General features: G+C 30.4%; 21 protein-coding genes. 8 read left to right on the top strand and 13 right to left on the bottom strand.

What is annotated here, in order from left to right:
- Positions 1 to 3: 3 nt before the first annotated feature.
- Together ACTTAQ_RS05255 and ACTTAQ_RS05250 are read right to left on the bottom strand one after the other, a co-directional pair.
- Positions 4 to 546, bottom strand: coding sequence for a type IV pilin protein (locus ACTTAQ_RS05255; RefSeq protein ID WP_440696192.1), 543 nt, complete (start codon positions 544 to 546; stop codon positions 4 to 6).
- Between the two features lie 5 nt (positions 547 to 551).
- Positions 552 to 1994: a hypothetical protein gene (locus ACTTAQ_RS05250; protein WP_440696190.1), complete on the bottom strand. Its 1443-nt coding sequence runs from the start codon at positions 1992 to 1994 to the stop codon at positions 552 to 554.
- 45 nt (positions 1995 to 2039) lie between these two features.
- Here ACTTAQ_RS05250 and ACTTAQ_RS05245 point away from each other — a divergent pair, with 45 nt between their 5' ends.
- Positions 2040 to 2225 carry a hypothetical protein gene (locus ACTTAQ_RS05245; protein ID WP_009360324.1) on the top strand — a complete coding sequence of 62 codons (186 nt, stop codon included), beginning with the start codon at positions 2040 to 2042 and terminating at the stop codon, positions 2223 to 2225.
- A gap of 5 nt (positions 2226 to 2230) precedes the next feature.
- Positions 2231 to 2923, top strand: coding sequence for a type 4a pilus biogenesis protein PilO (pilO, locus tag ACTTAQ_RS05240; RefSeq protein ID WP_440696188.1), 693 nt, complete (start codon positions 2231 to 2233; stop codon positions 2921 to 2923).
- Here pilO and ACTTAQ_RS05235 read toward each other — a convergent pair whose 3' ends face one another.
- A complete protein-coding gene (locus ACTTAQ_RS05235) occupies positions 2924 to 3442 on the bottom strand; it encodes an MJ0042-type zinc finger domain-containing protein (RefSeq protein WP_440696186.1) in 519 nt (172 codons plus the stop codon).
- A 43-nt stretch (positions 3443 to 3485) separates the two neighbouring features.
- Between ACTTAQ_RS05235 and ACTTAQ_RS05230 the strand changes: the two genes are divergently transcribed.
- The 3 genes from ACTTAQ_RS05230 to ACTTAQ_RS05220 are packed head-to-tail and all read left to right on the top strand — an operon-like array spanning position 3486 to position 6532.
- Positions 3486 to 4019, top strand: a complete 534-nt coding sequence (locus ACTTAQ_RS05230; RefSeq protein ID WP_440696184.1) for an STAS domain-containing protein — start codon at positions 3486 to 3488, stop codon at positions 4017 to 4019.
- A gap of 6 nt (positions 4020 to 4025) precedes the next feature.
- Complete coding sequence (locus ACTTAQ_RS05225; protein WP_009360328.1) at positions 4026 to 4784, top strand: prepilin peptidase; 759 nt, start codon at positions 4026 to 4028, stop codon at positions 4782 to 4784.
- A gap of 35 nt (positions 4785 to 4819) precedes the next feature.
- A complete protein-coding gene (locus ACTTAQ_RS05220) occupies positions 4820 to 6532 on the top strand; it encodes a tetratricopeptide repeat protein (RefSeq protein WP_440696181.1) in 1713 nt (570 codons plus the stop codon).
- Here the strand turns inward: ACTTAQ_RS05220 and ACTTAQ_RS05215 are convergent.
- Positions 6516 to 7559 (bottom strand): putative zinc-binding metallopeptidase, encoded by a 1044-nt coding sequence (locus ACTTAQ_RS05215; protein WP_440696179.1) that lies wholly within the window; start codon positions 7557 to 7559, stop codon positions 6516 to 6518. The two genes, ACTTAQ_RS05220 and ACTTAQ_RS05215, sit on opposite strands and share 17 nt — an antisense overlap.
- Positions 7549 to 8169 carry a hypothetical protein gene (locus ACTTAQ_RS05210; RefSeq protein WP_440696177.1) on the bottom strand — a complete coding sequence of 207 codons (621 nt, stop codon included), beginning with the start codon at positions 8167 to 8169 and terminating at the stop codon, positions 7549 to 7551. The genes ACTTAQ_RS05215 and ACTTAQ_RS05210 overlap by 11 nt, the downstream gene beginning before the upstream one ends.
- 42 nt (positions 8170 to 8211) lie before the next feature.
- Here ACTTAQ_RS05210 and ACTTAQ_RS05205 point away from each other — a divergent pair, with 42 nt between their 5' ends.
- Complete coding sequence (locus ACTTAQ_RS05205) at positions 8212 to 9048, top strand: AAA family ATPase (protein ID WP_009360332.1); 837 nt, start codon at positions 8212 to 8214, stop codon at positions 9046 to 9048.
- Here ACTTAQ_RS05205 and ACTTAQ_RS05200 read toward each other — a convergent pair.
- Genes ACTTAQ_RS05200 through ACTTAQ_RS05185 form a run of 4 tightly spaced genes read right to left on the bottom strand, consistent with a single transcriptional unit; the run spans position 9045 to position 12943 of the window.
- Positions 9045 to 9845 carry a type II secretion system protein gene (locus ACTTAQ_RS05200; RefSeq protein WP_440696175.1) on the bottom strand — a complete coding sequence of 267 codons (801 nt, stop codon included), beginning with the start codon at positions 9843 to 9845 and terminating at the stop codon, positions 9045 to 9047. The genes ACTTAQ_RS05205 and ACTTAQ_RS05200 overlap by 4 nt on opposite strands.
- Positions 9814 to 10539 (bottom strand): type IV pilin protein, encoded by a 726-nt coding sequence (locus tag ACTTAQ_RS05195; RefSeq protein WP_440696173.1) that lies wholly within the window; start codon positions 10537 to 10539, stop codon positions 9814 to 9816. The genes ACTTAQ_RS05200 and ACTTAQ_RS05195 overlap by 32 nt, the downstream gene beginning before the upstream one ends.
- A gap of 36 nt (positions 10540 to 10575) precedes the next feature.
- Positions 10576 to 11307, bottom strand: coding sequence for a prepilin-type N-terminal cleavage/methylation domain-containing protein (locus ACTTAQ_RS05190; RefSeq protein WP_440696172.1), 732 nt, complete (start codon positions 11305 to 11307; stop codon positions 10576 to 10578).
- A gap of 25 nt (positions 11308 to 11332) precedes the next feature.
- Entirely contained in the window at positions 11333 to 12943 is a 1611-nt protein-coding gene (locus ACTTAQ_RS05185; protein WP_440696170.1) for a SpoIIE family protein phosphatase, read from the bottom strand.
- A 92-nt stretch (positions 12944 to 13035) separates the two neighbouring features.
- Between ACTTAQ_RS05185 and ACTTAQ_RS05180 the strand changes: the two genes are divergently transcribed.
- A complete protein-coding gene (locus ACTTAQ_RS05180) occupies positions 13036 to 13689 on the top strand; it encodes a DUF3047 domain-containing protein (protein ID WP_440696168.1) in 654 nt (217 codons plus the stop codon).
- Between the two features lie 23 nt (positions 13690 to 13712).
- Positions 13713 to 16754 carry an ATP-binding response regulator gene (locus tag ACTTAQ_RS05175; protein ID WP_440696166.1) on the top strand — a complete coding sequence of 1014 codons (3042 nt, stop codon included), beginning with the start codon at positions 13713 to 13715 and terminating at the stop codon, positions 16752 to 16754.
- Here the strand turns inward: ACTTAQ_RS05175 and ACTTAQ_RS05170 are convergent.
- The 4 genes from ACTTAQ_RS05170 to ACTTAQ_RS05155 are packed head-to-tail and all read right to left on the bottom strand — an operon-like array spanning position 16751 to position 18768.
- Entirely contained in the window at positions 16751 to 16918 is a 168-nt protein-coding gene (locus ACTTAQ_RS05170; RefSeq protein WP_440696164.1) for a hypothetical protein, read from the bottom strand. The two genes, ACTTAQ_RS05175 and ACTTAQ_RS05170, sit on opposite strands and share 4 nt — an antisense overlap.
- Positions 16918 to 17274 (bottom strand): response regulator transcription factor, encoded by a 357-nt coding sequence (locus tag ACTTAQ_RS05165; protein ID WP_009360340.1) that lies wholly within the window; start codon positions 17272 to 17274, stop codon positions 16918 to 16920. The genes ACTTAQ_RS05170 and ACTTAQ_RS05165 overlap by 1 nt, the downstream gene beginning before the upstream one ends.
- 37 nt (positions 17275 to 17311) lie before the next feature.
- Positions 17312 to 18088, bottom strand: a complete 777-nt coding sequence (locus ACTTAQ_RS05160) for a type II secretion system protein (protein ID WP_009360341.1) — start codon at positions 18086 to 18088, stop codon at positions 17312 to 17314.
- 17 nt (positions 18089 to 18105) lie between these two features.
- Positions 18106 to 18768: a type IV pilin protein gene (locus ACTTAQ_RS05155; RefSeq protein WP_440696161.1), complete on the bottom strand. Its 663-nt coding sequence runs from the start codon at positions 18766 to 18768 to the stop codon at positions 18106 to 18108.
- Positions 18769 to 18781: the final 13 nt, after the last annotated feature.

Genomic DNA, 18781 nt, shown 5'->3' with positions numbered 1-18781 from the left:
AAATTACTTAAGCGTAAATTCTTTAGTATTAACTGTATCAATAACACCGTCATCTGAATAATAGATTACTTGAAAACGGCGATCACCTGTGATTTTTGCACCATCGGTAGAATGATCTGGGTGCACTCTTAAAATAATATTTCCTTTTTTTGTTACATTAGAGTCACTGGCATCATCAGGATCACTTAACGAGTAAACTTGTTTTATTGTTTGGTTTGCAAATGGATTTTTAAAATTAGCTAATCCAAAACCTAGATCATGGTAGTTTGCAGAACCTGTTAAAAAAGAATTTAGATTATGGGTATCTTTTGTCCATTTGTTACTTCCAACTTTTATAAGAGAGGATTTTTCATTAATATTATTATTTAAAATAATCAATTCAGTTGAAAAAAAATCAATAACAGTATCGTAGTTTTGTAAAGCAACTTTATTTTTCGCAGCCTCTACATACCTTTGAAATCCTACGGTACCAATACCAGAAAGCACACCAATGATTGCAACAACAACAAGTAGCTCTATTAGAGAAAAGCCTGAATTTTTTTTCATGAAGATTATTTGTATATGATCTTTTTACAAATTTCTTCAATATTTTTCTGATTTTGATTAATCCAGTTTTTGGTTTCTTTTATAATTAACTCTTCAACAAATGATTTAGCCTGATCTAATCCGTCAAACTGTTTAAGTTGGGATAAATCAAAATTCAAGCCTTCTAAATTTTTTAATTCATATGATTTAAAATATTCAATTAACTCTTTGTTACCCTTTGACTCTAAAATTACTTTTTCTACTTTATCTTGCATTTGCTCAATTTTAGAATTTGTTAGATTGTACATTTCTTTAATTCCTTGATCATCAATTTGAATTTTACTTGATAGCTGCTGGCTTAAAAGATCTAATTTTTCTAAAATTTCACTGTCTTTATTTTTAATTACTTCTGCAGAATCTGTTTTTTGAACGGATTGATTGGGATGTATATTCGCAACAGATTGATTTGAAATATTATTGACCAAAGATTGGCTGATTTGCATTTCAATAATTTTATAAATATTATTAAGTCTTAAATTTGATTGATATTCTGGATCATTCTTTTTTTCCTCTTCTTTTCTTAATTTTTCTTCCTCTAGATATTTGTGCAACTGATCTACACTTGTTTTCATTTGATTTTCAATTACATCAAAACGGCTTTGAATATTTTGTTCTTGAGTAACTTTATTTTGTTCAATTTGAGATATTTGTTGCTGTATATTGTTGTTTAAACTTTCATTTAAACTTCTTGATAATTCCTCAATCTTAAAATCAAGGTTCTCAATACTATTTTTAAGATTTTCAGATGAGTTTTCTATTTGAGATAAACGTTCTTCAAAAATAGAATTTTGATCACTAATTTGTGTAATTTTTTCATCTATTTCATTACTAATTTGATTATTAAAAATATCAAACTTTAATGCTATTTCCTCGGATGGATCCTTAGCCTGAATTTCATTTAAAGCTTGATCAACTTTATTAAATAGAGTGACCTGTTTTTCTTCTAATTGTTCTATTCTCTCAATAAATGGATCTTTTTCTTCTGACCTTTCTTTAAGCTCATCAATCTCACGATGAATTTCTTTTAATTCGTCTGAATATGGTCCTTCATATTCTTGATCTAATAAAAGAGTGCCGCTCTCTGCTACTTCTTTATTTAGTACAAGAGTTTCATTTTCATCTACCTCTTGAGATAATAACAAAGTTGTTTCTCTTCCATGTGAAACCTCTTGATTCAAAAGTAGAGCGCTTTGGTGCTCGACTATTTCAGTGATTTTTTTTGTTCTTTGGTCAATATTTTCTTTCGAATCATTTCCGTAAATTTTATTTAAAACTAGAACGTTGCCGTCTAACGCCTTTGATACCTTTTGATTGAATTCTTCTTTTTCTGAAACTAAACCTTTGTCTTTAGACAGTTTTTCTTTTGCTTCTTTAAGTATTTCTTTAATAGAATTGTTCTTTTCAAACATATATATTACGAATCAATAGATAAAATTTAACAAAAGCTTTATATTATGCAAAATAATAGCAAATTGGATGTTGAGAGTTTAGTTAGGGCAACTCAAAGAATTTATGAATCTAAGTATGAAAATCCTGTTTTGAAAGAAAATCAAATCGAAAACGTAGAGAAGTTTGTAATAAATTCATCTAATAGTTTGTGCAGTAGAATTATAAAAAAAATTAATTTGGAAATATTGTAATTTACGTGTTTGGATCAAAAAAAGATAAAAGTAATTCAATTCAAGATGAAACTTTAAAGGATCATTCAAAAAAAATTGTCATTGGTGTTTCTGTTCTAGTATTTACAATTGTTTTAATACTTATTTTAGAAATCTACACTGTTAGCCTTAAAGGATCACAAGCAAAAAAAATTAATATTGGTAAAAGCGCAGAGCAAAAATCAAAGTCAATTATTACTGAAATGGCAAAAATCGGTAAAGAAACCAAAGATTTAGAATATAAATATATCAAATCATTAGAAACAATTATGTCACCTATTGAATTTCAAAGTTTTAAAAATTCAATTTCTGGTTTGGCAAACAAAAATAATGTTTTCATTAGCACTTTAAATGAAGGAAAAAGTTTTAAAGTCAGAGATTATAAGATGTATTCTATCAATATGGCTTTACTGTCTAAATATAATGATTATGTTAATTTTAAAAAAGATATTGCCAAAACTCCTTTTAGAATAAATTTTGATAAAGAAACAATAATTAGAGAAACACCAACTTCATCAAAGATTAAAATAAATGCAGTTATTAGTGCCGTTGTTTATGAACAAAAAGACAAGTTATTCAAAGATAAAAAGAAATTTATTGAGCAAATGAAAAGAGCCGAAGAGAGAAAGCTTGCGAGAGAGAAAAAATTAAAAGAACTAAAAGAACAGCAAAAAAATTAGTTATTTAAAAATTGCATTATATATTGGTGTTAAACCCTCAAAAATTATTGATAGCTCTGGGAATACTGCAAGCACGCTAGATTTGTAAGGCACGCTAACTGTAGCTAAAGCTAATAACAAAAGAATTAATAAATAAAAAAGCATTCTTGTTCTTGCGCCTTGAGATAGTGAGCTCTTTTTTTTCTTTTTTCTTTCAGCTTTAAACTTTTCTAAATTTTCATCCATCTCACTTTTTGACGGCATGGTGTTATCATCGTCATCAAAAGAAAAGTTCATTTTTTGATCTTGTTCAGCTGCAGAAATTGCTTCCTCTGTAACTTGTGGAATACTTATATCTTCACTTACTTGTGATGAAGTGTCTATGTTTGTTTGATCTAATTGTAAGGTAGAATTATTTTCTCCTGGTTTATAAAACCACTCTTTAGAGCACACTCCACATTTGACTTGTCGACCTTCATTTGGAATTTGGTCTGCATTGACCTCGAATTTTTTTAAACCACAGATGCAATCAATAATCATAAGAAATCTTGTTTTTACAGTTTAATAGTATAAAGTTTATCACATGTCTATCGAACAAAAAATTAATGGGGATAATGGCATTTTAGAACTAGGTCAGGAAATTGATTTAGATCAATCGCCAGTAGTAAGAGAAAATATCAAGGAATTATTTGAAAAGTGCAAATCTGTATCAGTTGACCTGGCAAAAGTCAGTTATATTGACTCTTCTGGAATAGCCTCATTAGTTGAGGGAATGCAAACTGGAAAAAAAACAAATAAACCTTTTGTCCTTATTAATGTAAGTAATGAGGTGATGAAAGTTATCAAACTAGCTCATCTTGATAAAATTTTTAAAATCGAAAGTCAGAGTGGCAAAGATGCGGGTTCCGCTCCTGCCCCTGAACCTGAAGCAGCTCCACAAGAAACAGCGAGTGACAATATCGATATGACAGGCAATGAACCAGCTGCAGCGCCTGCTGAAGAAGCCCCTTCAGCGGTAACTGAAGAAACACCAGTAGCAGATTCTACTAATGACAATATTTCTCCTCAAGTTAGTCGTGATGATGATGGAGATGACAAAATTAAATTCAAAAGATAATTTTAAGTGGTAGTTGAAACCTACCTTTTTTTATTTGGTCTCATCGTTGGCAGTTTTTTTAATGTTTGTATTTTAAGATTACCAAAAGATCAGGATATATTTCTAAAGTCATCAGCTTGTCTAAATTGTAGTAACAAACTAAAATGGTATCATAATATACCACTCATTAGTTTTATATTCCTATTAGGCAAATGTCATTTCTGTAAAAAAAAAATTAGTTTTCAATACCCATTAGTAGAAATTTTAACCGCTTCTATTTTTTTATTTAGTTATTTACAATTTGGATTAACTTTAAATGCATTATTTTTTTCAATCCTTTTATCATCACTAGTCATCATATTTTTTACAGATTTAAATGAATATTTGATTCTGGATATTTTTACCCTACCATTAAGTGTTATAGGTTTTGTTTTATCTGCAATTAAATTAAATCCATTTAGCGTTTTGATTGCAGATTCGTTTGCAGGTTTAATCATAGGTTTTAGTGTATTTTATTTAATCCGATGGTTTTTTTATAAATATAAAAAAATTGAAGGGATGGGTCTTGGTGATGCAAAATTAATGATGATGATTGGTGCTTGGCTTGGTTTAAAATCAATTTTATTTGTTATGTTTTTTTCATCAGTAACGGCCCTAATTATTGCCATTCCTCTCACAATAATCAAAAAAGATAGGCGTTACCCCATTCCTTATGGCTGTTTTATTACCTTGGCCGCTTTTTTATACATTTTGATTGGTGATACTTTCTACAAATTCCTATTATAATCATTTATGATCTTTTTTAGAGATTCGTAATAAACATGGAATTAATTAACTCTGAAATCCAAGAAACCAAAAATTTAATTCAAAGTAAAAAATTCACCTATGCAGAAAGTAGAGCTTCGGTTCTACTTAATAAACAACCTGGAAATCCAAAAATTTACGAACTTTTAGGTGATATTTATTTTAACCAGAACTTTTATAAAAAATCGATCTGGTACTATCTTGATGCTTCACAACGAGATCAAAATAACAAGGATATTTTATATAAACTAGGAGAGAACATTTATTATTTAAAATATTATGAACTTACAGAAGCGTTAATGAAAAAAATCATAGAAAAGGATCCTTTATATACTCAAGCATACATTACTTTAGGTTTAGCTCAGCAAGAAATGGATAATATAGAAGAAGCAATCATGTGTTATGAAGATGCAATTAACATTAATCCTAAGGAAGTTTTTGCTTACCTCAACCTAGCCCTAATACATAAAAAAAATAAGAATTTTGATGAAGCGATAAAAGTTTATCAAAATGCAATTACAAATAACCCCAATAATCACTTTATTTTAAGTAATCTTGGGAACTTATTTTATCTTCAAAAAAAATATGATGACGCCGTACTATGTCATGAAAAAGCGGTAAAAATAAAACCAGACTCATCAATTGCACATTTTAATTTTGCAAATACCTTATTCCATTCTGGTAATTTTGATCGTGCAAAGGAAATTTATGAAGCAACTTTAAATTTAAGTCCAGATTTTAGTCGTGCGAATACAAATTTAGGGTCTATTCATTTATTAACGCAAAATTTTAATGATGGATTTGACCGTTATCACTCACGAATATTTAATGATCCATTGTTAAAAAATATTTTAAGTAAGAAGAAAACAATTTGGCGTGGTGAACCATTAGCTGGAAAAAGAATACTAGTTTGTAGTGAAAATGGTTATGGAAATATTATTCAGTTTTCAAGGTATATTCCACTTTTAAAACAACTTGATTGTGAAATAGTTTTTAGTTGTCCAATGGAAATACAACATCTGTTTGAAAATATAGCTGAAATTGACGAGTTTGTATTACCTGATCAAAATTATGATAATTTTTTCTATTGGGTTCCATTATTAGATTTACCAAAAATCTTAGCACCTAATATTTTAGAGCAATGTCCTCAGCCAATTGAAATTAAAGTTAATGATAATAAGCTTGAGGAATGGGAAATGTTACTTGGGGTTGATCAAAAAGTAAAAATTGGTTTATGTTGGCAAGGAGATCCTTTAAATCCAAGAGATCACTTGAATAGTGTAAATCTGTCTATGTTCAAAGATGTATTATCGATTCCAAATGCATCATTTATCTCACTACAAAAAGGTTATGCAAGAAACCAAATTCTAAAAAATGAATTTGAAAAACAAATTATTGATTATGATCCTCTAATCGATCAGGGATCAAATAAGTTTCTAGATACCACCGCAATTTTAAAATATTTAGATTTGGTTATTACGACCGATACGTCTATTGCGCATCTTGCAGGTTCTCTTGGAACACAAACATGGGTATTATTATCTAAGGTTCCTGATTGGAGATGGTTCTTAGATAAAGAAGATAGTATTTGGTATGACAATATGAGATTGTTTAGACAGACAGATCACCATTGGGAAAAAGTTTTTAAAAATTTAAAAAATGAATGCGAAGCTTTAGTTAATAATATCTCTGAAATTCGAAAAGAAACTGAAACTACTTCTGAAGCTTAGTCCAGAAACTTCCATTAATATCATTTGATAACGTCTTCATTCTTTTAATCATTAGTTTTGCTTTTCTAAAAATAACGACATCTTTTGTCATAACGTCTCGCATTTTTTTATTCTTAGTAATTAAATAAGCAAACACTTCAGCTTTATCTTCAAATTCATTATTTTTTGCATAATGACTTACAAACCCTCTACCATCTGACAAAACCTCATTCACATTGGCTTTTAAGTTTTCACTACTATAAGGATTTTTATTTATTTTAACCCAGTCATCATCAACTACAGCTTTAGTTAAAGTGCTATCAATGACATGGTAATACTCATGGTGAAAAATATGTTTAATAATTTGAGGTTGACCAGCATCGATTTGTTTTTTTATTTTTTGAACTGATAACATAAAAACACCTGGGGATTGATCATAGTGAGCAGGTGCTAACCCTTCAGGTGAACTTCCCAATGCTTTGATATCACCACATATTAAAACAAACTTTAATCCAGCTTTTCCTAAAAAAGAATTTGGATAAAGATCAATTTGAGATACGATCATATCAACAATAAAATCATTGTCTTTAGTGGTCTTTGCACAAGTAAAATCTTTGGCTTGATAATCTGATGTTGAAAAGACAAATGAAATTCCTTTGTGAGATAACATAAAATTTGAAGGGATATCCTCCAGACCAACATTTAAGCTTCCTTTACTATTGTCAAAAACTGCAAATCGATTGTATTCAGGGTTGATCGCCAAACCCCTAAACCTAATTTTGCATCCTTTATTATTTCTTTTTTTACACGTGTTAATCGCTTGAGCTTCAACTTCATCTTGAGACTTTTTATCTAATGCTTGAAAAAAAGAACCTGTAAGAGATTCTGCAATTGCTCCGTTATAATCGGGATCTTTTTTTCTTAACGCTTGGAGTTCTGTAATATATTCTTTTATAAATTTTGCTCTTCCTTCATAAAAAGCTTTATTGTTAGACAAAGATGGAAAAGAGCAAAATACAAGAAGCAGTATGTAAAAGCTAATTTTCATCAATAAATAATTTTAAAGAAAAATAACTTTTAATATCTCTATATGACTCAGGATAACAACTCATGTAAATTTCTGATGGTTGAATTGCGCTTGTAACTAATAGCAATTGATCAAGATTTTCTTCTCTACTCTTTTTTTCAAATTCAAAATTGCTAAAATATTCTTTCCATTCCGCAATTAAAGATCTGCAGTAATCAACATTCCCAACTCTATAATCTCTATAAGCGATTACTCCATAAACGTGTTTATTAGCATTTATGTAATAATAATATTTATTAAAGTGAGTTGATTTTTTTTTGGGAACTACAATTTTACAATCATAACCCTCTTGGGCAGGTGTACAGTTACCGGATAAATTTGCATATCTTGGATCTATGGGTTTGCCTAGCGGTTGAAGAAAAATTGTATCAATTGGATTTTTTGGTAATTGAATATCTGTATTAACTAATTTTTGTTTTATAACTTCTTTCTTTTTAATAGTTTTTTGGCTATCAACTTTTTTATCTTGTTCGATTTGCTGAGTTTGTTCTGTTCCAGGCTCACCTGCATAACCACTTATAGTTAAAAATATAAGTGATAAAGATAACAAAATTACTTTTAAAAATACCATCAAATAATGTATATCAATATTTGATTTTTACTGAAATCATTCATGAACGAAGTTGTTGAGCAAAATATAAAAGAAATTATGTCTTTACCTGGTCTAAAAAAGGTGAAAGATGAAGTTAAATCTTTGGTTGCTTATCTTGAAACTGCAGCTGAGAGAAAAAAATCTGGCCTGAGTGATTCTCCAGATATTTCAAATCATTTAATTTTTTCAGGAAATCCTGGAACTGGTAAAACTACAGTAGCTAGAATTTTAGCAAAAATTTTTAGAGAGCTTGGATTAATCTCAGGTGGTAAACTAATTGAAATTACAAGAAGTGATCTTGTTGTTGCTCAAAAAGGTGAAACAGCAATTAAAGCAGCGGATAAATTTAACAGCGCTATCGATAATGTTTTGTTTATAGATGAGGCTTACACTCTTGTAAAGCCGGATGACCCTAATGACTTCGGGCAAGAAGCAATTGATGAATTGTTAAAGTATATGGAGGATTATCGTGACAGATTAATTGTCATTGTTGCTGGTTATGAGAAAGAAATGCATCGATTTATAGATGCAAATGCAGGATTAGCTTCAAGATTTAAAAGAACAATTTTATTTGAAGATTATAATGATTTAGATCTTTACCAAATTTTTTATAAATTTGCTAAAGATAACCAATACCTTATTCAAGGTGATGCAAACAATACTCTCAAAGATTGTTGCAAAAAAGTCATATCTATAACTGGTGACAAGTATTCAAATGGTAGAGATATCAGACGTTTCTTTGAATCTTCACTTCAACAACAGGCAGTCAGACTTGGAAAACAAGAAAACAAAACTAAAGTTGACTTGATGATGCTTAAGAAACAAGACTTAGAAACAGCAATACAAAATTTTGGTTAATAATTAGCATCTGAAGACACATTAATCTCAGAAGTAGTATATCCTGTTGAACCACACCTAGCAATTCCAGCACTTTCGGTTAACCATGCTAAATTAGGATTTGATCTTTCTGCAGCAGGAGGATTATTATCACCTTTATTCCACCACTGTGATGCAATGTTGCCCGTTGGTACATAAGTTGCTGTACCACCAAGCCTTGTATTTGTATCAGATCTATTTGAATCTTTGACTAAACCATCTTGATAGTAAGCAAGAATATGAAACAATGAGTCTTGTATTTTGCAATTCCACCCTTTTGTAAAACCAGATGATCGATGACAAACAAGCTGTAACATGCCTTTTTTATGAAATGATTGTGCTTTTGTATCAATAGTTATCATAACTGTACTTTTTGTTCCCCAAGGATTTTTAAATTCTTTAAAATGTTCTTTTACAGAATAAAGAAAATTTTCACATGAAGTTTCACTATTAATTTTTCTTTGTGCACCAGCAGATGTAGTGGTCATGCCGCTTCCATCAATCATATTGCCATTTCGATCTACTTCTTTAATTGCTGAACTTAATTCGTTTTTAATTACTGTATATTCAAAATCTATTGCGCGGGTTACTGTTTCTACATTTTGGTCAAAAACTTTTCTTTTTGCATTTTCAACATAACGATCATAACCAACAACGCCGACACCAGCTAATACGCCAATGATTGCAACAACAACTAGTAACTCAACTAGTGAAAAACCTTTTTTAGAATTTAAAGCTTTGCAAATATTATGTGCAAGGCTGTCCACTTGATCCTCCACATGAACCTCCTGCATCTGCTGATATTGTACTATTCTGAATATACCAAGGGCTCGGGTTTCCACAGTCTGCCTGAGCTTCGGCTTGAGTTGCTCTTTTATTTCCACCAAAAAATTTTATCCAAACGCAATCTGATTGTGTTTCAGTTAAATCAGTTGTTCCAGGTGCCATAGTTCCACCGCATAATCCATCTGTAGTATTCCATCTGCCTCTATCTTTGAGATAATTAATAACTAAAACCCTACAAGCATCCATACCGATTGGACACCCTCCGCCATTACCAAAATTTCCAAACATTGAATAACAAACTAGCTGTATCTGTCCTTGGCGATGGGCTGATTGACCTACTGTATCGACAGTTATAGCTTCTAAACTTGGATTCCAAGGATTTTTAAATTCTGCAAAATGTTCCTTAACACTAAATAAAAAGTCATTACAAGTTGTTGTAGAACTAATTTTATTTCCAGTTGCGGTACCATCCGATTGTACCTCATTAACTGCACTTGAAAGTTCATTATTTGCTACTGTTAACTCGAAACCTACAGCTCTTGAGACTGTTTCATAATTTTGTATTGCAACTTTAATTCTTGCATTATTAACGTATCGATCATAACCAACAATTCCAACTCCGGCCAATACACCAATGATCGCTACAACAACTAATAATTCTACTAATGAAAAACCACTTTGTTTCATAAAACTTTAAATAATATAATTTTTTAACATTAACAATTAATAATCTGCTTCAGATAAAATAGAATTTGTAACTTTCCAAGCACCATAAACAGGATCAGTACTAGCTGAACTGTCGGCCCAACCACAATCAGATTTTTTTTGCGGCCAATTTGTTGAAAAATTTCCACCTCCTATATAAGCAACCATTTCTTTTGGATTGGGACCAGTTCCCTGTGAACCTCTATCGGTAAAATAAGTATGAACTCGAGCGGCAGCAGCTCCTGAACTTATAGCACATCCAGACCCTGAACCAAATCCACCATTTGTTAGATAACAATACATCTGAATATGGCCTTGTTTATGATTTGCTCTACCCTCAGTATCAATGGTTATTGCTTTTTTTCCTTTAACCCATGGATTTTCAAATCCATTTTCATTCGACTCAAAATGTTTTTTTAATGACCATACGAAATTATAACAGGTTGTATATTCTCCAACCTTTGAAGCAGTCGCTTCAGTAATCCCGGCAGTCGTTGGTGTACCATCTGTAGCTCTTTGGATCCAATTACCTGCATTATCTCTTTCTCTCATCGCAGATCCAAGTTGATTTGATAATATTGTAAATTCAGTTTCAACAGCACGAACAATGTTATTATGCATTTGTTCTAAAACTTTTCGTTTAGTATTTTCTACGTACCTGTCATAGCCAACAACTCCAACGCCAGCCAATACGCCAATAATTGCAACAACAACTAACAACTCTACTAATGAAAAACCCTTATTGCTCATGTACAAATTTTTAATAATATTGACGTCAAATTTCAATACCCAATATCGTAATGTCATCATGAAGTTTTTGATTTTCAATAATTAAAGATTGATTGATTGATGATATAATATGTTTTATTGGCCTATTTTTTAATTGATTAATTTTCTCTTTAACGCCTTCTCTTCCAAATTCTTTTCCAGAACGAAGTCTGCCTTCAGTGACACCATCAGTAAAAGTTAAAAAAAAGGCTTTCTCATTTTTTGGGTTATAGGTTTGTAAAACAAAGTCATTAAGTTCAATTTCCATCATTCCCATTGGAGGAGATTTGCTCTCGAGATCAACAAATGAACCATTATCCTTTGCAATCATGACTGGCTCATGTCCAGCGTTTATAAATTCGATAGCTTTAATTTTTTTATAATAAATTCCCATCACAAGGGTGACGAACATTCCTTGAGATGAGGTTTCGCATAATTCTTTATTTACTCTCCATGCAATTTTTTGGATATTTTTTTCTATTTTAGTTAAACTTCTAAAAAGAGCTGACGTTTTTGCCATTAAAATTCCAGCATGCATTCCTTTACCTGATACATCAGCTAAAATAAATGCATATCGATCGCTATCAATATCAATGCAATCATAAAAATCTCCAGAGACCCCTTTTGCAGCAATATTACTTGCATAAAAATTATCTGGAAAATAAGCTTCAGATGGAATTAAACTTTTTTGAACATCCGCAGCAACTTGTAAATCATGTTTTTCACGGTCTCTAAATTTTTTTCTTTCTAAAGAAGAATAAATTTTTGCTTTTAATAATGTACTATTAATTGGTTTAGTTAAATATTCATCAACACCAGCTTCTATACATCTCACAATCGTATCTTCTTCTTTAAAACCACTGATCATAATGACGGGAATATCTTTAAGTTTAAAACTTTGTTTCATTTCCATTAAAACTTCATAACCATTTTTTTTAGGCATTAACACATCAAGCAAAACAGTATCGTAATCAGATTTATTAAGTTCATTGATTGCCTCAACCCCATCAAAGCAAGTCATTGTTTTGTGCCCTTCTCTTTGCAATTGTCTCTCGATCATTTCGCAATTACTTTTATTATCATCAACAATTAAAATTTTACCTGTAATCAAATTATTCTTATCTTGCTTGGCCAAAGGTTTGATCATTGATGCAAGTTTTTTTAGAATTTCACTTTCTTCTGAATTTGTTTTTTGTTCTTGCGTTGATAGGTTTAATTGAACAAGCTGCTCTAAATTCGAATTAAATTTTTTTGTCTCTTCTAATAAATTTTTTATATCAAAATGATTTTGATGTGACGGATCAAGATCTTCTATAATCATTTCACTATAACCAAGAATAATATTTATGATATTTCTTAAGTCATGCCTTGTTTTTTTCTGAAATTCCAAAACTTCGTTGGATTCTAATTTTAAAACATCATCTGAAACTGCATGATTGATTTCATCGATAAGTTTTTTAGATGCATCAATAATTTTACTTAACTCATCTTCAAACTCACCAAGTGATCGGGAGACATTTTTTTCGTTTAAAATGTTAGCATATGATAAAATAATATTTGATGGCTCTAATAAACGCTGTTTAAGTGCTTCTATATTGTTTCTATCAATTGAAGACATATGCAATGATACTTAACATAATTGATTAATAATCTAAAAAAAATTTAGATTATAATGTTAAAAAAATAGGTAAATTAATATAAAGAATAATAATGCTAAAAGCACTTAAAGTACTCACTATTTCTATTTTTTCGTTATCTAGTTCCATTGCTTTTGCGTCAAACCTCATCTTGTTTGATAAACCAATCAAGGAATACAGAATAAAAAACTATGAGGGTGAAAATAAAATTAGTAGAATTAAAAGCTTAGATGATGAGGTTATCATCACTCATAAATCTAATAGCTCTGCATCTGGGCTATTTTACGATATAAATATAAATTTAAGAAAACAAGGTTATCGTTATTTAAATTTTGAATGGAAAGTTGAAAAATTTAAAAATACAGATGAGAAGAAGAAAAAGTTTCATGATTTTCCAGCTCGAGTTTATCTCACTTATAAAGATGGGATGATGCCATGGAACAAGTATTTTATTAACTATGTGTTTTCTAATACCAATTTAAAAAATACTCATTGGAAAAGTCCATATAACAACTTGTTTACCAAATCATATGATGTTGCCTTAAATGGTTATCATGATCCAGGTTTTTATTGGATAAAACATAAAGTAGATTTAAGAAATGATATTCAAAAATTTTGGAACATCGATATTGATTATTTGGAATCAATTGCCCTGATGGTTGATACCGATAATACAAAAACAAAAACTGAAACTTCTTTTAAAAATATTTATTTAAGTAAAAACTGATGCAATTTTTAAATAAAATAAAAATGAGCTTGTATCAAAAGCTATCCATATTGGTATTTTTGATATCAATGATGGCGATACTTGTTTTTGGAACTTTTACTTTCGTACAATATTCTAATGATGTCAAAAATGAAAAATCTTCTTTACTAAATAACCTAAGAGATAGACAGCTAGAAACGCTTAATGAATACTATAAAAGTTTAGAAAATTTAATTTTATCAAAAAGCCAATCGCTTGATACAAAAATGGCTTTGAGTGATTTTGAAAAATCTTACAAAGAAATTAAAATTACAGAATTTCAAAAAGAAGATTTAAAAAAAAATGTAAGAATTTTTTACGAGGATCAGTACAAATTTAGAATTCAAAATGAATTTAAAGATGTAGATCAAACCCAGTTAGATCTTTTCTTAAAAGTAGCTTACGCATTCGGAGAACAACAAGATCAAACACTTTATTTACAAAATGCCTATCTAAATAACCCTGATCACCCGACGGGTTTTAAAGATAAAATTTATTATTTAAACGATGGTACAAAGTATAACTTGGTAACCCATCCAAAATATCATGATAAGTTCAAGCAATTTAATGATTTAAATAATTTTTATGATGTATTTTTAATCTCTAAAGAAAATCTACAAATTGTGTATTCGGTGTTTAAAGAAACTGATTATGCCACAAGTTTAAAAGACGGTCCTCATAAAGATACAAATTTTGCTAAAATGGCAAAAAAAATTGTAAATGAATACGAAAGTAATGCGTTTAAAGAACCTGAAGTTTATTTTACAGATTTTGAAAGATACGGCCCCTCATACTTTGCGCCTGCTGCATTTGTAATGGCGCCCATTTTTACTGCAGATGGTGATTTTAATGGAGTATTTGCTGCGCAAATTAAAGCTGACAATTTAAATCGAGTGATGGCTAACAATTATCAATGGAAAAAGATTGGTTTAGGTCTTACTGGAAACTCTTATCTTGTTGGTGAAGATTTATTACTAAGATCAGACCTTAGATTATATATTCAGGATAAAGAAACATTTTTTAAATCAATTACCGATCAAAATAACAAAAAAAATATAAATAGAATAAAAAATTTAACCACTTCAAATCTTCTTTTAAAAGTTGAAAACGAGTCTGTTGATATGGCTTTTGATCGTGAGACTGGACTAAGAGTTTCGTCTAATATTCAAAATAAAGAAGTCTTATCATCTTATACTTTGTTTGAGTTTAAAAACATTAAGTATGCTCTTGTTACTGAAATGCAAACTAGTGAGCTCTTTGGACCAATTCGAAACCTATTTATTAATATGTCATCTGCAGTTTTGGTTGCGCTGTTACTGGCATTTGCTTTAACGACCTATTTAATCTTAGGTCTATTAAAACCATTAAGGAAGCTAATTGAAGTCTCGGAGAGAATTAAGCTTGGATATTATAGTGAAAGAGCGCGCGTTCAGACAAGAGATGAAATAGGTGAATTATCTAAGTCATTTAATGAAATGGTAAATGCTGTTGAAACAGATGTCATCCGAAGAGAAAAAGATAAACAAACTGTAAGTGTTTTAAAAGAAGAGGCTGAACAAGCAAACAAAGCAAAGAGTGCTTTTTTGGCTAACATGAGCCATGAACTTAGAACTCCGATGAATGCGATTATTGGTTATAGCGAAATTTTAACTGAGGATGCAACAGATAATCAGCATCAAGAATATATTCCTGATCTTAAAAAAATTAATTCTGCTGGAAAACACTTACTTCAATTAATAAATGACATTTTAGATATTTCTAAAATTGAAGCTGGGAAAATGGAGCTTGATATACAAGATATTAATTTTACCTCATTAGCTCAAGAAGTAGCAGATACAAGCAATGCACTTGTTACCAAAAATGGAAACACCTTAAAAATCATAAAAGATGAAAGCATCCAAGGTATCACTGGTGATAGTGTCAAAATTAAACAAATTCTATTTAACTTAATTTCCAATGCTGCAAAATTTACAGAAAATGGAACGATTACGTTAGGTTATAAAACCTATCAATATGATAACAATTTTTTAAGTTTTTATGTTCAAGATACTGGAATAGGAATTGAAAAAGATAAAGCTGCAAAAGTATTCGAAGAATTTGGTCAAGCAGATAGCTCCACAACAAGAAAATATGGTGGAACAGGGTTAGGATTATCTCTTGTTAAAAAATTTAGTGAGTTAATGGGTGGATCAATAAAACTTGAAAGTGAAATTGGAAAAGGATCAACGTTTACAGTAACTATTCCAAAAAATATATCAACGTCTGAGAGCATTACAGAAGATGTAAAAAATAATGAAGAGATTGAAACTGGAAAAAAAATAATTTTAGTTGTTGATGATGATAAATCAGCAAGAGATTTAATTAAAAGAAACTTAGAAAAAGAAGGGTATATTGTCTTGACTGCTTCAAATGGAGATGAGGCAATAGAAATTGCAAATCAAAAAAATCCTCATTTGATCACCCTTGATATTATGATGCCTAAAAAAAGTGGTTGGGAAACCCTTAAAGCATTAAGAGAATATATAAAGTTTAAAGATACCCCTGTGATTATGATCTCTATGTTAGATGATGACAATACTGCAAAAGGATTAGGTGCAGACGATTATTTAAAAAAACCAGTCGACCGAAATAAATTAATTGATGCAATAACAAAACAAAAAGAAAAAATGAAAAACAATAATATTATGATTATTGATGATCTAAAGGATAATCGTGATATCGTAAAAAGACATTTGAAAGATTATAACTTTAATTTTTCAGAAGCACATAATGGTAAAGATGCGATTGAAAAGCTTCACGCCAAACCAGTTGATGGAATTATTCTGGATTTGATGATGCCTGTAATGGATGGATTTGAATTTTTGACAAGAATTAAAGAATATAATCAATTAAAAGATATTCCGATTATCGTTCTTACTGCAAAAGATTTAAATTCTGATGAAGTCATAAACATCGAAAAAGATGTATCTTTAATTATTCAAAAAACTGATCTTGGAGAAAGGGTAATAAAAGAATTAGTAAATAACTTAGTTATAGAAAAAAACTAATTTTTTTTATCATCTGAACCAAGTTGTTGTTTTTTTAAAATATCTTGAATATTTCTTCCATTTCTCTCAACAACATAAAGAATTCTTCGAAGACCAATTTCAATTCGATAAACTAAAAAAATCAAAATAACAACAACCAAAGATATGAATATTAACTCTGCCATTAAGATATAAATTTATTAATTTTTTCTAATAATCTTGGAAGTTCAACTGGCTTTGTATCAAATTCATCACAGCCAGCATCTAAACATTTTTTTTTATCAGACTCTAGCGCGTGTGCAGTTAAAGCAATGATTGGAGTTTTTATTCCCTCTGATCTTAATTTTTGCGTAATTTCCCAACCATCCATCTTTGGCAAGCTCATATCCATTAAAATCACATTATAATTTGGCAATTTTCCTTTATTATAACCCTCTTCACCATCTATCGCCATATCAACTTCAAAACCTTTTTTTATTAATCGTCTCGATAACATATCTCTATTCATCTCATTATCTTCAACTAAAAGTATTTTTGCCATAAATTAATTATATATGAATTTAAAAATTTCTAATAGACTAATAATCCGCGTCAGTGGAGATCATATAATTTGTTCCAATCTCCCAAGCAATTCCACCATTTGTTGATCCGCATAAAGTTTCCCCCGCAGCTGGCTGCATAAACGGACCGTTGGCAAAACCTGTAGCTCCATTGTTATCCCAAATCTGCGATGATGAATAGCCTGCTCTAGTTAAATTAGTTAAACCTCTATTGTAAGAAATTCCAATTATTGAACTATCAGCATTTGATCTGGCGACAAATTCTGAAGAGTCTCCGGACTCTGTATAGCCTTCAGATGCATATGTTGTTCCGTCTCTATAATGTGCATAGACTTGAAAATTTGAACTCTCAACTGGACAATTCCATCCTTTTCTAAAACCGTTACCACTTGGCGTAGAGCGATTACACATAATTTGAACCATACCTTTTTTATGCTGACCACGATACTCGGAGTCTACTGTAATCATTTTTTTATTAGGAAACCATGGATTGACCATGTCTTTGAAATGCTCTTTCACCGAAAAAACAAAATGTGCACAAGTTGAACTAGTTGAAATTTTATTTCCTGTTGCAGTACCATCTGGAGCTATTTCATTCATTGCTGAAGATAGTTCGTTTGAGATAACAGTGTATTCAAAATCAACTGCTTTTAATATGGTTTGAACATTTTGTTCAAAAACTTTCAACTTAGCGTTTTCAACATATCGGTCGTACCCTACAACTCCAACCCCAGCTAATACGCCAATAATGGCCACAACAACTAAAAGTTCAACTAAAGAAAATCCTTTTTGCATTAAATGTAATATATAGACTAACTTCCTGGTGTATATGCGGCATCAGTATCAATCGCATCTGCACCGGTATGCCAGTTACCATGTTCAGTTTGACTCCAGCCACAATCTGCTTGAGCAGATGCTACATTATTTATAAATGTGCCAATTGATTTATGTGAATATTTAGGATTTACATTATCATTTTTACTTTTTGGATCATAATAAACAATCACTCTAAATCTTGCTTGTATCATTGGACACCCTCCACCAGATCCATATCCCCCACTGGACTTATAACAAAAAAAAGAGATCATGCCTGGTTGATGTGTTGTCCATCCAGCATTATCAACTGTTATACTTGTTTTGTCTGTTCTGTATGGATTTTTAAATGCATCATTATCTTGATTTAAAAACTTTTTCATTGAAACTAAAAATTCATGACAAGTTGTATCGCCTGAAATTTTGTTACCAGTTGCAGTACCGCTAACATTATATTCATCTACAGCGCTACCCAATTCATTTCTTACAATAGTCGCCTCCGTTTCCATCATTCTCAAAATCTTTTCATAGTTCTGGTCTAAAACCTTTCTTTTTGTACTTTCAACATATCGATCATAACCAACAACTCCTACTGAAGCTAGCACCCCTATAATTGCAACTACAACCAATAACTCTACTAAAGAAAATCCTCTTTGATTCATAATTATCTCTATA

Source organism: Candidatus Pelagibacter sp. HIMB109 (genome assembly GCF_052048155.1).
GTDB lineage: Bacteria > Pseudomonadota > Alphaproteobacteria > Pelagibacterales > Pelagibacteraceae > HIMB114.
Note: the sequence above shows the minus strand (reverse complement) of the source record. Positions and strands in the feature narration are given on the sequence as shown.

What these genes read in the sequence shown, in the direction of transcription:
- ACTTAQ_RS05175 (WP_440696166.1), top strand. Translation starts at nt 13,713, where the DNA reads ATGAGCTTGTATCAAAAGCTATCCATATTGGTATTTTTGATATCAATG.
- ACTTAQ_RS05170 (WP_440696164.1), bottom strand. Translation starts at nt 16,918, where the DNA reads ATGGCAGAGTTAATATTCATATCTTTGGTTGTTGTTATTTTGATTTTT.
- ACTTAQ_RS05205 (WP_009360332.1), top strand. Translation starts at nt 8,212, where the DNA reads ATGAACGAAGTTGTTGAGCAAAATATAAAAGAAATTATGTCTTTACCT.
- ACTTAQ_RS05215 (WP_440696179.1), bottom strand. Translation starts at nt 7,559, where the DNA reads ATGAAAATTAGCTTTTACATACTGCTTCTTGTATTTTGCTCTTTTCCA.
- ACTTAQ_RS05230 (WP_440696184.1), top strand. Translation starts at nt 3,486, where the DNA reads ATGTCTATCGAACAAAAAATTAATGGGGATAATGGCATTTTAGAACTA.
- ACTTAQ_RS05180 (WP_440696168.1), top strand. Translation starts at nt 13,036, where the DNA reads ATGCTAAAAGCACTTAAAGTACTCACTATTTCTATTTTTTCGTTATCT.
- ACTTAQ_RS05190 (WP_440696172.1), bottom strand. Translation starts at nt 11,307, where the DNA reads ATGAGCAATAAGGGTTTTTCATTAGTAGAGTTGTTAGTTGTTGTTGCA.
- ACTTAQ_RS05155 (WP_440696161.1), bottom strand. Translation starts at nt 18,768, where the DNA reads ATGAATCAAAGAGGATTTTCTTTAGTAGAGTTATTGGTTGTAGTTGCA.
- ACTTAQ_RS05220 (WP_440696181.1), top strand. Translation starts at nt 4,820, where the DNA reads ATGGAATTAATTAACTCTGAAATCCAAGAAACCAAAAATTTAATTCAA.
- ACTTAQ_RS05185 (WP_440696170.1), bottom strand. Translation starts at nt 12,943, where the DNA reads ATGTCTTCAATTGATAGAAACAATATAGAAGCACTTAAACAGCGTTTA.
- ACTTAQ_RS05250 (WP_440696190.1), bottom strand. Translation starts at nt 1,994, where the DNA reads ATGTTTGAAAAGAACAATTCTATTAAAGAAATACTTAAAGAAGCAAAA.
- ACTTAQ_RS05210 (WP_440696177.1), bottom strand. Translation starts at nt 8,169, where the DNA reads ATGGTATTTTTAAAAGTAATTTTGTTATCTTTATCACTTATATTTTTA.
- ACTTAQ_RS05165 (WP_009360340.1), bottom strand. Translation starts at nt 17,274, where the DNA reads ATGGCAAAAATACTTTTAGTTGAAGATAATGAGATGAATAGAGATATG.
- ACTTAQ_RS05160 (WP_009360341.1), bottom strand. Translation starts at nt 18,088, where the DNA reads ATGCAAAAAGGATTTTCTTTAGTTGAACTTTTAGTTGTTGTGGCCATT.
- ACTTAQ_RS05195 (WP_440696173.1), bottom strand. Translation starts at nt 10,539, where the DNA reads ATGAAACAAAGTGGTTTTTCATTAGTAGAATTATTAGTTGTTGTAGCG.
- ACTTAQ_RS05235 (WP_440696186.1), bottom strand. Translation starts at nt 3,442, where the DNA reads ATGATTATTGATTGCATCTGTGGTTTAAAAAAATTCGAGGTCAATGCA.
- ACTTAQ_RS05245 (WP_009360324.1), top strand. Translation starts at nt 2,040, where the DNA reads ATGCAAAATAATAGCAAATTGGATGTTGAGAGTTTAGTTAGGGCAACT.
- ACTTAQ_RS05255 (WP_440696192.1), bottom strand. Translation starts at nt 546, where the DNA reads ATGAAAAAAAATTCAGGCTTTTCTCTAATAGAGCTACTTGTTGTTGTT.